Here is a 15,065-nt window from a genome sequence, read left to right as displayed (position 1 = left end):
CTCAATCTGTTCCCTCTCCCGCCTGCGGGAGAGGGCTAGGGTGAGGGGAAAAGCGCACCATCCTACCCGTTAAACGCTTCCGGATCCGGCCCCAAACGGTTACCGCTATCCAGCTTACTGATCTCACTCACTTCAGTTTTATCCAATCTAAAATCAAACACCTGGAAATTCTCACGAATACGTTCCGGGGTAATCGACTTCGGAATCACCACCAAACCGCTATCCAGATGCCAGCGGATCACGATTTGTGCCGGCGTCTTGCCATACTTTTTCGCCAGCTCGCGGATAATCTCCTGATCGAACACGCCTTTCCCGCCTTGCGCCAGCGGGCTCCAGGATTCAGTTTGAATCTGGTGCAGCGCATTCCACGCATGCAGCGTGCGCTGTTGCAGCATCGGATGCAGCTCAATCTGGTTCACTACCGGCGACACACCGGTTTCATCGATCAAACGCTTCAGGTGCGCCTCGTGGAAGTTACATACGCCGATGCTCTTGGTTAAGCCCTGTTGCTGCAGCTCAATCAACCCTTTCCAGGCTTCGACGTAGTTGTCTTTTTCCGGGCACGGCCAGTGCATCAGATACAAATCCACCTGCTCCAGCTGCAACTTCTTCAGGCTGGTTTCCATCGCCTGCTGCCAGTTGGTTTGATCGTCGTTCCACAGCTTGGTGGTGATAAAAATGTCTTCACGCGCCACGTCGGTCTCTTGCAGCGCTTGCCCAACCGCTTCCTCATTTTTGTAGATAGCGGCGGTATCGATGGAGCGATAGCCGACTTTCAACGCTTCCAGGATGGCGTTACGTGCATCCTCAATGCTCGCTTGCCACACGCCGAGGCCAAGCTGCGGCATCATGTTGCCGTCGCGCAATTTAATAATGGGTTGCTCTGCCATAGTTGCTCCTTATCTGTTGCAGTGACTTACCGTAGAAAAGATGTGCTTAAGTCTAGTCAACAAACCTCACCTCAGGATCATTGTGGCAAGCGGGCGGCACTTTTGCCTGATGGATTTCTGCAAGAATCTTGCCTGATTCTCCAGGATGGTGGAGCTTTGCACAGCCTTACGGCAAACTGACTTTTTTGCTGCCCGAGAGAGATGCATGCCAAACGACGCCCTTTGCCGCCAGCTGGCGCAGCGTGTAGTCGCGCTGATGAGTGACCTGCATAAGCCGCTGTGCGCGGTAGAAAACGTCAAGCTGATTTACGCCTGCGAAACCTTGCCGCGTACGCCGATGATGTATCAACCCGGCATTGTGATTCTGTTTCAGGGGCGTAAAACCGGTTATCTCGGCAGCACGGTTTTCCACTACGACGCTACCAAATATCTGATGCTCACCGTGCCGCTGCCGGTGGAGTGCGAAACCGAAGCCACGCTGGCGGAGCCGCTGGCCGGCATGTGTTTGAGCGTGGATGTCGCCAGCCTGCAGGATCTGCTGATGGATATCGGCGATGACGAGCAGTTCCAGCCGCCAGCGCAAACCTCCGGCATCCATTCGGCGTTTATGAGCGAAGAGATGCTGTGTGCGGCCGAACGCTTGCTGGATGTGATGAACAATCCGCGTGACGCCCGCGTGCTCGGTCCGCAGCTGGTGCGCGAGATGATCTATTACGTGTTAACCGGACCGATTGGCGGCGCGCTGCTGTCGCTGGTCAATCGCCAGACGCAGTTCAGCCAGATTGCGCGCGCGCTGCGTCGCATCGAAAGTCACTTTGCGGAAAGTCTGAGCGTCGACATGCTGGCTGCTGAAGTGAACATGAGCGTTTCGGCGTTTCATCACAACTTCAAAGCGGTGACGCAAACCTCGCCGCTGCAATACCTCAAGCGCTATCGCCTGCATCAGGCGCGCCTGATGATGCTGCAGGATGGCATGAAAGCCAGCGCGGCGGCGGTGCGCGTCGGCTATGAAAGTCCGTCGCAGTTTTCGCGTGAGTTTAAGCGCTATTTCGGCGTGACGCCGGGAGAGGAGGCGAGCCGCGTGCGTCAAACCTTACCGTTTGACGCCGCGTCGTAATCAGGAAACTTTCTGGCGGCGTTTTTTCCAAATCACCACAATGCTGCCGGCCAGGCCGATAAACAGCAGCGCGATTGGCAGAATCATCAGGATCGCCATCACCTGATCTTCGTGGCGCTTGATAAAGGGCACATGGCTGATGCCGTAGCCCAGCGTCACCACAATCCCAACCCACAACAAACCGCTCAGCCAGTTAAACAGCTGGAAGCGGCCATTGTTCAAACCGGAAATGCCGGCCATGGTGGGCAGCAAGGTGCGCACAAAAGCGAGGAAGCGGCCAACCAGCAACGCCATCAAACCGTGGCGGTTAAACATATTCCACGCGCGCTGGTGATATTGCGCGGGCAGATGCAGTAACCAGCTTTTCACCAGTCTGGTGTTGCCGAGCCAGCGACCTTGCAGATAGCTGAGCCAGCAGCCGAGACTGGCCGCCGTGGTCAAAATCACAATCGTCGGCACGAAATCCATCACACCTTTGGCGACCATCGCGCCCGCCAGTAACAGCAGGCTGTCGCCCGGCAGGAATGAGGCGGGCAGCAAACCGTTTTCCAGAAACAGCGTTAAAAACATCACGCCGTAAACAATCCAAACGACATCCGGATTGCCGAGCGCGGCAAAATCCTGATGCCAAAGCGCCTGGACAATCTCATGTAAAACACCCATCAGCTATTCCATCGAGTCACAAGGAGTCTAATTTTAACCTTCTGTGGCATCACATACGTTGATCTCTCATCGCCGCCACAGCGTGGTTTATCTTCTGTTTAACTTCTTAAACGTGCAAAACCGGCTTTAAGGTCATCCAACAAGTCGTCGACATGTTCGAGGCCGATATGCAGACGCACCAAAGTGCCGTCAAAATCCACGCCGCCCGCCGGACGAATCGCCGCCAGCTCTTCAGGCTGGTTTGCCAGAATCAGGGATTCATAGCCGCCCCACGAATACGCCATGCTGAAATGGTGGAAGTGATCGAGGTAATTCGCCAGCTGCTCACGGCTCAGTTTTTCATGCAGGATGAAGGAGAACAAACCGCTGCTGCCGCTGAAATCACGCTGCCAGAATTCATGGCCTTTACACTGCGCCAGCGCTGGATGATTCACGCGCGCCACTTCCGGCTGCGTTGCCAGCCATTCGGCCACCTGCAATCCGCTCTCTTCGTGCTGACGCAAACGCGTGCCCAGCGTACGAATGCCGCGGCTCGCCATATAGGCGGTATCGGCATCGACCATCTGGCCCATCAGATAGGAGTTCTCGCGCAGCTGTGGCCAGCAACGTTCATTCGCTACCGCCGTGCCAATCATCGCATCGCTGTGACCAATGATGTATTTGGTGCCGGCCTGAATCGAAATATCGATGCCATGATCCAGCGCGTTAAACAGCACGCCCGCCGCCCAGGTATTATCGATCATGATGATCGCATCCGGCGCTTTGGCGCGCACGGCGGCAACAATCGCCGGAATATCCTGCACTTCCATGGTGATTGACGCCGGGGATTCCAGGAACACCACGCGCGTATTTGGCTTTACCAGCTCGCCAATTTCGCTGCCGATGCAGTGATCGAAATAGGTGGTGGTAACGTTCAGCTTACTGAGAATTTTCGAGCAGAAATCCTGCGTCGGTTCATAGACCGCGCCGCTGACCAGAATATGGTCGCCGGCTTCGACAAAGGACAAAATGGCATTGGAGACCGCCGCCGCGCCGCATGGATAGAGCGCGCAACCTGCGCCGCCTTCCAGCTCGGTCATGGCGTCTTGCAGCGAGAAATGGGTGAGGGTGCCGCGACGGCCATAAAACAGCTCGCCTGAAGCGCGACCGGCGGTAGCACGTTTCTTGTCGGCGACCGTGTCAAAAACCAGGGATGAAGCGCGTTGAATTACGCTGTTAACTGAGCCTTGAGTGTAACGTTTACTGCGTCCCGCGCTGACAAGCGTGGTGTCTATTTTCTTCGTTGCCATCACTGCCTTTCCTGACATTTCCCACAAAACATCCACGTTACCACGAATCAGCGTAGTGGGTTGAGCCTGATTGCGGATTATCAGAGTGAGGCCAGTATTGCGCATAACATCCGCTAAATTGTGGAAATTGCTGGTCTCTTTGCTTTGTAAATAGTAATGAGAACCACTATCACTTCGGGCGTTTTTTTTGCTATGATCCGCGCTTCAATCGTGAACTGTGCAACAGAAGTTGGAGATGCAGCGTGGTAGCCAGTGATTTGATGCAAACGGATCTCTCTGTTTGGGGCATGTATCAGCATGCCGATATCGTGGTAAAGATAGTGATGATTGGCCTGTTACTGGCTTCCGTTGTCACCTGGGCAATTTTCTTCGGTAAGTTTGCTGAGCTGAGCGGGGCGAAACGTCGCCTGAAACGCGAGCAGCAAGCGCTGGGCGAAGCCCGCTCGTTAAACGATGCTTACCGTGCTGCTGAAACCTTCAAAGCCAACAGCCACAGCGCTGTGCTGCTTAACGATGCGCAGAATGAGCTGGAGTTGTCTGCCGGCACCGAAGATCTGGATGGCATTAAAGAGCGCACCAGCTTCCGTCTCGATCGCCGCGTGGCCGCATTCAGCCGTCATGCCGGTCGCGGCAATGGTTTCCTCGCCACCATCGGTTCGGTTGCGCCGTTTATCGGTCTGTTCGGCACCGTGTGGGGCATCATGAACAGCTTCATCGGTATCGCTAAAACGCAAACCACCAACCTCGCAGTTGTTGCGCCCGGTATCGCCGAAGCGCTGCTGGCCACCGCGATTGGTCTGGTTGCAGCAATCCCAGCAGTTGTTATCTACAACGTCTTCGCGCGTATGATTGCCAGCTACAAAGCGTCGCTGGGCGATGTCGCCGCGCAGGTGATGTTGCTGCAGAGCCGCGACCTTGACCTCGGCAACGTCGATACTGCGAAAGAAGCCAACCGTCCAGCGGCGGCACAGAAACTGCGCGTAGGATAAGTATTATGGCGATGCGTTTAAACGATGACTCGGTCGGCGATGGCGAAATGCACGAAATCAACGTGACGCCGTTTATCGACGTCATGTTAGTTCTGCTGATCATCTTTATGGTCGCCGCGCCATTAGCCACCGTCGATGTGCGCGTAAATCTGCCAGCATCGACCAGCGCGCCGCAGCCGCGTCCGGAAAAGCCGGTTTATCTCTCCATCAAGGAAGATAAGCAGATCTTCATCGGTAACGATGCGGTCACCAAAGAGACACTGGTGAACGCGCTGACGGCACAAACCGAAGGCAAGAAAGACACCACCATCTTCTTCCAGGCGGATAAATCGGTTGATTACGCTACTTTGATGGAAGTGATGGATCAGCTGCGTGAAGCTGGTTATCTGAAGATTGGCTTGATGGGCATGGAAACGGTCAAAAAGTAACGTTTCTCAGCTCAATCGTAGGGTCGCCATTCATGGCGACCTTTTTTTATATCTGATACTCAGTTTGTTAATTTATTGTTACCATTGGTCTTATTTTTGTAAACTGCAATGGTGAAGAGGATCACGTTTATTCCTGGCCCGGCACGTTAAAACGGAAGAAAAAACCAGGAAGGACAATATGAGCTCGAGTCACTCTTTACAAAAGTCGTCGCAAGGCGGTGCCAAAACCATCTTTAGCGTTACCAGCGGTAACTTCCTTGAGATGTACGATTTCATGGTATTTGGCTATTACGCCACCGCAATCGCCAAAACCTTTTTCCCCGGCGATGATCCCTTTGCCTCTCTGATGCTCACGCTGATGACCTTCGGCGCAGGCTTCCTGATGCGCCCGCTCGGCGCGATTATTCTCGGCGCTTACATCGACCATCATGGTCGTCGTAAAGGCTTGCTGTTAACGCTTGGTCTGATGGCGATCGGCACCTTAACCATTGCGTTGGTACCCGGTTACGCCACGTTGGGTGCTACCGCGCCGATTTTGATTCTGCTTGGTCGTTTATTGCAGGGCTTCTCGGCGGGCGTTGAGCTGGGCGGCGTGTCGGTTTATCTGGCTGAAGTGGCGCCGAAAGGACGCAAAGGCTTTTATGTCAGCTGGCAGTCGGGCAGCCAGCAGGTGGCGGTAATCTTCGCCGCGCTGCTCGGTTTGGGTCTGAATCATCTGCTGGCGAAAGATGCGGTTACCGAATGGGGCTGGCGTATTCCGTTTGTGGTGGGATGTATGATCGTGCCGTTCCTGTTCTACATTCGTCGCATGCTGGAAGAGACCGAAGCCTTCAGCCAGCGCAAACATCATCCTTCCATGAGCCAGATTATGCGTTCAGTCGGGCAGAATTGGGCGCTGGTGCTGGCAGGGATGTTGATGGTGGTTACCACCACCGTGATGTTCTATATGATCACCGCGTTTACCCCGACGTTTGGTAAAACGGTGCTGATGATGAGCGATAAAGAGAGCTTCCTGGTGACGCTGTTTGTCGGCATCTCCAACCTGTTCTGGCTGCCAGTGATGGGTTCGTTGTCGGACCGCATTGGTCGTCGTCCGCTGCTGATTGTTTGCACTATCTTGATGATTCTAACCACCTGGCCGGTGCTGCATTGGCTGGTGGGCGCGCCGACCTTTGCCCGTCTGGTTGAAGCCGAACTGTGGCTGTCGTTCCTCTATGCCAGCTACAACGGCGCGATGGTGGTTTACCTGGCTGAGATCATGCCGGCAGAAGTGCGTGCTTCGGGCTTTTCGCTCGCTTACAGCCTGGCAACCGCGCTGTTTGGCGGCTTTACGCCAGCGGTGTCGAGCTATCTGATTCATGCCACCGGCGACAAAGCGATGCCGGGCGTGTGGCTCTCTTTTGCGGCAGTGTGCGGGCTGGTTGGTACGCTGCTGATTGGCCGTATGGTGAAGCAATATCAAGCGCAACACCGTTCCCCTCACCCTAACCCTCTCCCGCAAGCGGGAGAGGGAATGTTTAGGTAACCGCTCGATCGGCTCCTTCTCCCGCTTGCGGGAGAGGGAATGTTTAGGTAACCGCTCGATCGGCTCCTTCTCCCGCTTGCGGGAGAGGGAATGTTTAGGTATCCGCTCGATCGGCTCCTTCTCCCGCTTGCGGGAGAAGGCTGGGATGAGGGACAGCGCGCACCCACCTAAAACGACACATCCACCACCACGCTATCAGTATAATTCCCCGCCGCGGGCGTATTCTGCGTCGTCAAAATCTGCGCCGTATAAGTAAAGTTGCGCGTCACGGTATCCGCATTCAACGAGGTCGAGGTGGTGCTGCTCCAGCGATCGGTGCCGGTCGGTCCCCAGCGTGAGGTGGTGGTGGTGCCTTTGTAGATGTCATACGCCAACCGATTGGTTCCGCTCGCCATCTGTCGCGTGGTGCCGCTGTAGTAACTGCCGTTGCTCAAACCCACGGTGTAAGTACTGCCTTTTGAACACACCACGTTAATCGTCTGCTGCACGGTTGAGAAACTGCCTACTAAAGGCGCACTGCCAAAACTGACGTTCGGCGCGGTGATGGTGGTGCAATCATTGGTGACCAGCAGATTCACAGTAATTGGCATCGCCGTACCGGTGCTGCTCTGCACCGTTCCCACGCACAATCCTGCCACGTTCAACCCGGCACACACCGTATAACTGACGGTCAGCGTAATGGTGGTGGTATAGGTGCCGGCGGCGATCACTTGTCCGGTAAGGGTGCGGAAGTAGAGCGGAATATTAAAGTTGAGGGTGTTACCCAACGCCAGCAGTGAGGCGGAACTCCAGCGATAGCTGACGCCCTGCTGTAATTCAGTGGCGCAGGCGCTATCGATACACAGCTGGATCGGAATGTTATCGGTGCCGCCGCTGGCGGTTTTCAACACGGCGCGCGTGCCGCTGAGGTTAGAGGCGGTGGTAAAGGCATAGGTGATGTTATCGGAGCCCAGCAGCGAAAGCGTACCTGAGCCACAGTTAACATTGGTGGTACTGGAGGTGTTATTCACCGTTGACGCCACCGAAAATGTGGTGACCGAGCCAAAGGTCGCAGTCGGCGCCGATAAGCTACAAAGCGCATAGCTGGTGCCCGGCAGTAAAAACAGCGCCAGCAGGAGCAGAAGCTTTCTCATGGTGAAATCCCTGACTGTGAATTATCCGCGCTGCTCACCGCAGAACCTTGCGGCGGCGGTGGCAGCGGGCAAGTAAGCGGTCCGTAGGTTTCCAGCGCTTTTGGCTGGCCGTTGGCGATCTCCAGTTGCGTATCGCAACTGCGTCCATCTGGCGTCACCACGTGAATCGGGTTGCTGGCAGCCAGATCTTCCATCCATACAATGCCGTCCCAGCCGACATATTCGGTGGCCTGATTCGGACGTAACACCTGGCTGGAAATCGGCAGCGGCTGATGATTGCTGTCATGCAGCACCACGCTGGCGGCGCGTAGGCGCTCGACCGGGAAGTTGAGCAGATAACCGCTCTTACGCTTCACGGCAAAGCGCTGTTCAACCTTCGGCGCGGTGCGATCGGCGGGCAGATCCAGCGTATCGATATCGTACTTCGCGCCGTAATAGCTGCTGATTGAGGGCACCAGCAGATAGCCTTGTTTATCAGTGCGACCCATGGTCTGGTTCTCATAACGCACCGTTACGTTGGGATAATCGGTTTTCACCACCACAAAGGCATCGTTGATATCGTTGGCAGCGAACACGCGGTTATCCATCAACACCACCGAACCGGTGAAATCAGCCCATTGCGTGGTGTTGTCGTTATCGCCGTAGAAACCGGCTGAGGTATCGATTTTATTGTTGCGATAACGCAGGCTGGCCTGGCGATAATCGCCGCTGTCGCTGGCCTGATTGGCCCACGCGGCATCGTATGAGAAGCCACCGTCAGTTGGCATGGCGCGCGACACATATAGTCGCTGGCTGTTATTGCCTTGCTGATCGCGTTCGGTGCTGACCGAGGCGCTGCTCTGCTCGCCAAACGGGATGACCAGCGAAATCGCGCCGCTCCAGTTGCCCTGTTCCTGATCGCGGCTGGCGGAGATGTACAAACTGCTGTTACCCCACAGATTTTTACTCCACGACAGATTGAGTAACCGTGTACGGTCACCGTTGCCGCCGGAGATATCAAAATAGGCCAATCCCAGGCTGCCGTAATCATTCAGCGATACGCTGGCGGTGTACTGCGCGCTGCGCCGAGCCAGTGAATAGCTGGTGTTCGCGCTGTCGCCGCGACTGCCAACCAGCGCGAGGTTGCCGAAATCGGCGCTGCGAATGATGTGCTGAGTTCCGAGGCTGAACCAGCTGTTGTTGTACTGATAGCCCCAGCTGTATTGCGTACCCGGATTGCCGTCCATCTGGCTTTGTGCCAGCGCACCATTCACCACGCCAAAACTGCCGAGCTTCACCAGGCCACCTGCGCCGCCCATCGCCACGCTGTCGCTGCCTTCTGCGTGACTCTCCAGCGTTAGCCAATCGTTGATACCGTAGCGATACGAACCGCTGGCCGCCGCCGCGCCATAATCAAAATTGTTGATGCCGTAGTTTTCGCGAATGGCACCGGCGGAAAAGGAGTAATCGGATAGCCCGGTTTTCAGCAAACTGCTGGAGACGTAAAACGGCAGCGTGGTGGTGACTTGTCTGCCCACTGCATCGGTGGTGGTGATCACCGCATCGCCTGCGCCGTTAACGAAAGGTACGTTAGTGAGCGACCACGGACCCGGCTGCACATCGGCCTGGGTGCTGCGATAACCATTAATAAACAGATCGACCGACGAGGGCACCGCCGCCTGACCGGAAAACGCCGGCAGCGGATAGGTCACCAGATCCGGACGCACGCTGAAGTCGCGGCCAATCTGCACGCCACCCAGCCGCACGCTGTTGCTCCAGCTCAACGCATCAGTTACCAAATCCCCGGCGCGCCAGCTGATCGCTGCGTTCTCGTTTTCATTACTGAGCCAGGTATCGTAGCGGATATAGCCTTCCTGCTGACCGGCAACGCCACCTTCCAGTTGCTGCACATAAACACCGTTGGTCGAAAACTGCCCAACCGGGCCAAAGAGGCGCAATTCATTCCAGCTGGAGAGGCGCGAACCGGCGTTATCGGTGCGCGTGGCGTAGAAGTCATAGTTGAGCAGGGCGCCATTGCTGGCGCGGCCGGGAAAGCGCGGCGCATTCTGCAGTTGGCCAATGGTTTGGCCCGGCAGCCAGGCGGGCGGCACCGTCAATAACAGGCGTTGGCGTCGTTCATCATACTCCACTTTCGCTCCGCTCAGTTGATTGACATCGATCTGCTGCCCTTGCAACTTCTCGGCCGGAATACCGGCGCGTTGCAGATCGCCGCGTCGCAGCCAGAAATCACCGTTCTTGCGCTCAACCGGTACGATGTCGCCGCGTTCGCCCTGATTCACCACCAGTTCCAGCATGTATTGCTGACCGCTGGCGTTATTCTCCAGCGCAGGCGGCGGCGGCAGTTCGGAGAAAGTCTCCGCGCTGCTACTCATCGGGCTAATACAAAGCACGCTGGCAACGGCCAGCGCGCAGGGATGCGGCGTTAACTTCATCAACGCGCGGCAGCGCTGCTCCAGTTGCCTTTGTTCATTTCGGCCGACAGTTCACCGCTTACGCTGCGGGTTAACGGCCAGCGATGGCTGCTGTTGGCCAGCACGTAGCCAAACAAGCCGTTGCCCATTTTGCGCCCGCCAATGGTCACATTACTTAAACGCGCGTGGCCGTTACCGTGATTGGTCAGCTCCAGCCAGCGCTTGCCGCCGCTGTTCACTTCCTGCCAGCTCAGCTGCGGTTTCGCCGTGTCGCGTGTTACGCCGTTGCCGTAAACAAACAGCGGCACCGAATAGCGCATCTGGAACGTCAGCCCGGCCTGATTCTCGCCCGGCGTGCGCGGCGTGGGGATTTCATCCAGCACCACGCGATAGGACATCTCACGTCCGGCTTCAGGCGGCGTTTGCTTGATTAAACGCACCAGCTGCTTTTGCCCTGGCTCAAGGCGTACCATCGGCGGGCTCGCTACCACTTGCTGCTGGGTTTGATACTGCTCCTGACCGTTGACCTGCTGCCAGCTGAAGATGCGCACCTGCATCATGGTGGTGGCATTGCCGCGATTCTCCAGCCACAGCTCGCTGGCTTTATCTTGTGGATCGATTGCCGGATCGATTGGCCACACCATCAGTGAATTGGCGGCATGCACCGCAGGTGTTAGTGCCACACATAACAACAGAATCAGGGCGCGCAGGTTCATCATCATTCATCCTTCTTATTGGCGCCGTCACCAACTCAGCGTGACGGTTAAGGTGTCGGTATACGTCCCGGCGCGCGTGGGGCCGGGCAGCGTTAATAAGCCGTAAATCGGCAACGTGATGTTATTGGCATTGCTGTAACTCAACGCCATCGGGCTGTTCACTGGAATCGCCGTGGTATGTGCCGCATTGGTATACAGGCTGTAGGCCACGGTATTGGTGTTGCTGGTATGTTTGAGGTTGCGCGTGGAGGTGTAATTGCTACCGCCGTTAATGCTCATGCTGACGGCGGTGCCTGGCGTGCAGGCGAGAGTGATAGTGGTGCTTTGCACATAGCTGGCGCTGACGCTGCTCGCTGCCACGCCAGATTGGGTACCAAAGTTAAGCGTGCCAAAGACCCCGGTATTGGTACCGGAAACAACACAGCCTGCCACTACTGATGCTGAAACCTGAAACGTTGCCGTGGGCAACCCCCAGGCGGAGACGCTCCCTATCAGCAGGGCAAGGCCGCCTGCACTGTGCATCAACCGCTGCACCACGGCCACCCTGATTATCCTTTCCCTCAGTAATTCACCGCCACGTTAATGGTGTCGGTGTAAGTCCCTGCGGGAATCAACGGGTTAAAACCGCCGCCGACCACGCGACCATAAATGGCGTAGTTGGTACCCAACGTTGGATCCGTGGTGCCACTGGCGGCGATATTGGTGTTGTTGGCGATAGCAGTGGTAAAAGCGGCATCGCTATACAACGTATAGGCAATACCCTGCGTATTGTTGGAGCCGAGGATCAGATAGCGTGGCTGGCCGCTCACCGTGCCGTAAATGGTCGCCGGAGCGGCATTACTGCTGGTGACCTGCACGTTGAAGGTTTGTCCAGTGGTGCAGCGGACATAGATACCGTTACCGGACGCGCCGACCAGCGTGGCATTGAGCGTATCAAAGGTGGCGGCGCTGCTACCAAAGTTCAGGGTACCGAAGTTAACCCCCGTCGTTGCAGACTGGCCGTTTACCAAACAACCGGTGGTCAGCGTCAACGTCGCATTGATGGTTCCCGTGGTGGTGGCGGCAAAAACAGCAGTAGGGGCTAGCGCGGCGCTTAGGCTAGTAGCCATAAGAAAAAGCTTGAGTTTCATAATCATTCCTTACTGATTATCCAAGGTCAGTGCTTTTTCACCTGGTCAGACATTTATGGAAATACATCCGAAATCAAACAAGAGCCGCAATGGACTCGACAGCGTAAGCGCCTGCCATCTAAGAAAATTCCTAGATGACGGATTAATGATTTATATCAGTTTTCTTTACTATAGATCAGCAAATCGGCACTTGTACGCCGAGGGTTCAATTTTTCCCTAATCAATTCACACTTTTCGCCGATAACTCAGTAAACACAAGGGGTAGCGAGCGGTTAGAAAAACTAAACAGCCGATGATTTCTCCCTCTACCGCACGCTACGGTTCAATGTTATGTTCGTGCATTAATCAGATATTATTAATTTTTCGCTTAACGACTGACGATGAAAATAAAAAAAATCCGCACCATGACTCAAGATTTGTCCGGATCGGTTCTAAGTTGAACTTCGCCGCAGGCGGTCATGAATCGCCCTTGATCGGCGCTTTATCATCCTTGTTCTAATTTGACGACACCGCACCTGCTCCGTAGCGGGTGAAGTTTAGGAGCGCACATGCTGCTGGTTACCTGGGATAGCGTTCTGGTTACCGTTTCACTGATCGTGGCCTTCATTGCCGCGTTTACCGCCTTAGATACCGCCGGGCGCGTAGCCGTTTCACGCGGCTGTCTGGCAAAACTGTGGTTAATCGGCGGAGGCACCGCGATGGGCATCGGCGTGTGGGCGATGCACTTTATTGGCATGCTGGCGATGATGATGCCAATGACCATGCGCTACGACGTCGAGCTCACCGCCATCTCATTACTGGTGGCGATTGTCACCGCCATCTTTGCCTTTGCGCAGGGCGTGCAGGGCAGCCATCTCACCCGGCGACGCTTAATTCGCGGCACCCTGATCATGGGCAGCGGCATCATTGTCATGCATTACCTCGGCATGAACGCGCTGATGATTGAAAGCCCAATTGACTGGAATCTGCCGCTGGTGGCGCTCTCGGTGCTGATTGCCTATGCGGCATCAGGCGCGGCGTTGTGGCTGGCGTTTCATCTGCGCCAGGGCGAAAGCCTGTTATTACTGCGCGCCTGCGCAGCGTTAGTGATGGGGATTGCGATTGCCGGCATGCATTACACCGGCATGGCGGCAGCAGAGTTCGTTATGCCGGTAAGCATGCAACATCACGGTGCCAGCGAAGAGGGACTGGCGGTGTGGGTCACCATTATCACGCTGAGTATTCTGGGATTCATGTTGCTGATCTCGATGCTGGATGCGCAGATCCGTGCCGCGCGCCTCGCCGCTAAACTCAAGCGCGCCAACAGCGAGCTGCGCCAGCTGGCGATGCATGACAACCTCACCGCGCTGCCAAATCGCGTGATGCTGGAGCAGCAACTCACCACGGAGATCAAACAGGCGACGATGCAGGATGAGAACTTTGCGCTGATGTTCATGGATCTCGATGGTTTCAAAGCCATTAATGACACATGGGGCCATCACGTCGGCGATCGCTTGCTGATTGCGGTGGCTGAGCGTTTACGAAGTGAACTCGCTGAAGAGATTCTGCTGGCGCGTCTGGGCGGCGATGAATTCGTACTGCTGTGTCCGCAATTCCATCTGCATCAGGCCACCAAACTGGCGCAGCGGCTGGTGCAGGTCATTGATGCGCCTTTCAATCTCGATCGCTATTCGCTGCGCGTCTCCCTGAGCGTTGGCATTGTGATCTTCCCGCTGCACGGCCGCAGCCAGCAGGAGCTGATGTTTAACGCCGACTCCGCCATGTATCACACCAAACACAGCGGCCGTAACGGCTGGTGTCTGTTTGAACCGGCGATGAGCGCGGTGGCGCAGCATCAGCTGGCGCTGGCCAACGATTTGTGGAACGCGCTGGAATATCAGGAGATGCGCCTGTTCTACCAGCCAAAATTCCGCGCGGGCGGCACGGTATTAATCGGTTTTGAGGCGCTGTTGCGCTGGCAGCATCCGCGTCGCGGACTGCTGATGCCGGATATGTTTCTGGCGCGCGCCGAGAAAACCGGGCAAATTGTCGCGCTGGGTAACTGGGTGATCAATGAAGCCTGCCGCCAGCTTAAGCAGTGGCACGATGAAGGCAACGGTGACTGGACCGTCTCTGTCAATCTCTCGGCTCTACAGTTCCAGCAGCGCGATTTGATTGAGAGCGTGCGCCAGGCGTTGCAGCACCATCAGATCCCGGAAGGGGCGTTGATGCTGGAAATTACTGAGAACATCGCGATGCGCGATCCGCAGTTCAGCCAGCAGCGCATTGCCGAGCTGCATCGTCTTGGCGTAAAAGTGGCGATTGATAACTTCGGCATCGGCTACGCCAACTTGCTGCATTTGAAACACCTCGAAGCCAGCGAGCTAAAAATCGACCGCGCCTTTATAAACAGTTTGCGCGCCGGTAGCGAAGACGCCACGGTGGTCACCGCGATGTTGACGCTGGCGCAAACGCTCAACCTGCGCATGGTGGCGGAAGGCGTCGAAACCGAGGAGCAGCAGCGTTTGCTCACCGGTTTAGGCTTCGACACGCTGCAAGGTTATCTGCTCGGCAAGCCCACGCCCGCCGACCGCATCGGTGAATTTACCGCTGCGCTTAACGTGCCGCTGGCGTATAGCGATAACCTGGTGCCGCTGGCAGGCGCGCAATAAACAATTTTTAGTTTCTTCCCCATCGGAAGGTTTCATCGTTCAAAAACTCAGATCGGCAGTGATGCTGCCGATAATTCCTACAATAAAACCCATAGATCTCACTTTTAATCACAACACCACAGC

13 protein-coding genes are annotated in these 15,065 nt (G+C 56.0%); 5 read left to right on the top strand and 8 right to left on the bottom strand.

Annotated features, from left to right (window positions below):
- Positions 1-62 precede the first annotated feature (62 nt).
- Positions 63-890, bottom strand: a complete 828-nt coding sequence (gene dkgA / locus AC6I8A_RS16650) for a 2,5-didehydrogluconate reductase DkgA (RefSeq protein ID WP_008103359.1) — start codon at positions 888-890, stop codon at positions 63-65.
- A gap of 205 nt (positions 891-1,095) precedes the next feature.
- Between dkgA and AC6I8A_RS16645 the strand changes: the two genes are divergently transcribed.
- Complete coding sequence (locus AC6I8A_RS16645; protein WP_256697445.1) at positions 1,096-2,007, top strand: AraC family transcriptional regulator; 912 nt, start codon at positions 1,096-1,098, stop codon at positions 2,005-2,007.
- Here AC6I8A_RS16645 and AC6I8A_RS16640 read toward each other — a convergent pair whose 3' ends face one another.
- Positions 2,008-2,670 carry a DedA family protein gene (locus tag AC6I8A_RS16640; RefSeq protein ID WP_256697444.1) on the bottom strand — a complete coding sequence of 221 codons (663 nt, stop codon included), beginning with the start codon at positions 2,668-2,670 and terminating at the stop codon, positions 2,008-2,010. It abuts the gene before it with no gap.
- A 98-nt stretch (positions 2,671-2,768) separates the two neighbouring features.
- Positions 2,769-3,959, bottom strand: coding sequence for a cystathionine beta-lyase (metC, locus tag AC6I8A_RS16635; RefSeq protein ID WP_497818798.1), 1,191 nt, complete (start codon positions 3,957-3,959; stop codon positions 2,769-2,771).
- Positions 3,960-4,219: 260 nt separating this feature from the next.
- Here metC and exbB point away from each other — a divergent pair, with 260 nt between their 5' ends.
- The 3 genes from exbB to AC6I8A_RS16620 all read left to right on the top strand — a co-directional run bounded on the left by exbB (position 4,220) and on the right by AC6I8A_RS16620 (position 6,901).
- A complete protein-coding gene (gene exbB / locus AC6I8A_RS16630; protein WP_071531643.1) occupies positions 4,220-4,948 on the top strand; it encodes a tol-pal system-associated acyl-CoA thioesterase in 729 nt (242 codons plus the stop codon).
- A gap of 5 nt (positions 4,949-4,953) precedes the next feature.
- Positions 4,954-5,376 carry a TonB system transport protein ExbD gene (gene exbD / locus AC6I8A_RS16625; RefSeq protein ID WP_008103349.1) on the top strand — a complete coding sequence of 141 codons (423 nt, stop codon included), beginning with the start codon at positions 4,954-4,956 and terminating at the stop codon, positions 5,374-5,376.
- 178 nt (positions 5,377-5,554) lie between these two features.
- Positions 5,555-6,901, top strand: coding sequence for an MFS transporter (locus tag AC6I8A_RS16620; RefSeq protein WP_497818797.1), 1,347 nt, complete (start codon positions 5,555-5,557; stop codon positions 6,899-6,901).
- Positions 6,902-7,068: 167 nt separating this feature from the next.
- Here AC6I8A_RS16620 and AC6I8A_RS16615 read toward each other — a convergent pair whose 3' ends face one another.
- From AC6I8A_RS16615 to AC6I8A_RS16595, 5 genes are read right to left on the bottom strand one after another with little or no spacing between them, the layout of a single operon-like run.
- Positions 7,069-8,034, bottom strand: coding sequence for a Csu type fimbrial protein (locus AC6I8A_RS16615; RefSeq protein ID WP_497818796.1), 966 nt, complete (start codon positions 8,032-8,034; stop codon positions 7,069-7,071).
- Positions 8,031-10,466 carry a fimbria/pilus outer membrane usher protein gene (locus AC6I8A_RS16610; protein WP_497818795.1) on the bottom strand — a complete coding sequence of 812 codons (2,436 nt, stop codon included), beginning with the start codon at positions 10,464-10,466 and terminating at the stop codon, positions 8,031-8,033. Before AC6I8A_RS16610 ends, AC6I8A_RS16615 begins: the two co-directional genes overlap by 4 nt.
- Positions 10,466-11,164, bottom strand: coding sequence for a fimbrial biogenesis chaperone (locus tag AC6I8A_RS16605; RefSeq protein ID WP_497818962.1), 699 nt, complete (start codon positions 11,162-11,164; stop codon positions 10,466-10,468). Before AC6I8A_RS16605 ends, AC6I8A_RS16610 begins: the two co-directional genes overlap by 1 nt.
- A 24-nt stretch (positions 11,165-11,188) precedes the next feature.
- A complete protein-coding gene (locus AC6I8A_RS16600; protein WP_246862566.1) occupies positions 11,189-11,683 on the bottom strand; it encodes a Csu type fimbrial protein in 495 nt (164 codons plus the stop codon).
- 38 nt (positions 11,684-11,721) lie between these two features.
- The gene (locus tag AC6I8A_RS16595) at positions 11,722-12,291 is read right to left on the bottom strand and encodes a spore coat protein U domain-containing protein (protein WP_265298938.1); all 570 of its coding nucleotides are present in this window, start codon (positions 12,289-12,291) and stop codon (positions 11,722-11,724) included.
- 548 nt (positions 12,292-12,839) lie between these two features.
- Here AC6I8A_RS16595 and AC6I8A_RS16590 point away from each other — a divergent pair.
- A complete protein-coding gene (locus tag AC6I8A_RS16590) occupies positions 12,840-14,942 on the top strand; it encodes a putative bifunctional diguanylate cyclase/phosphodiesterase (RefSeq protein ID WP_497818794.1) in 2,103 nt (700 codons plus the stop codon).
- Positions 14,943-15,065 lie beyond the last annotated feature (123 nt).

This window comes from Pantoea sp. X-Soil-ISGK-275, from assembly GCF_059730795.1.
Note: the sequence above shows the minus strand (reverse complement) of the source record. Positions and strands in the feature narration are given on the sequence as shown.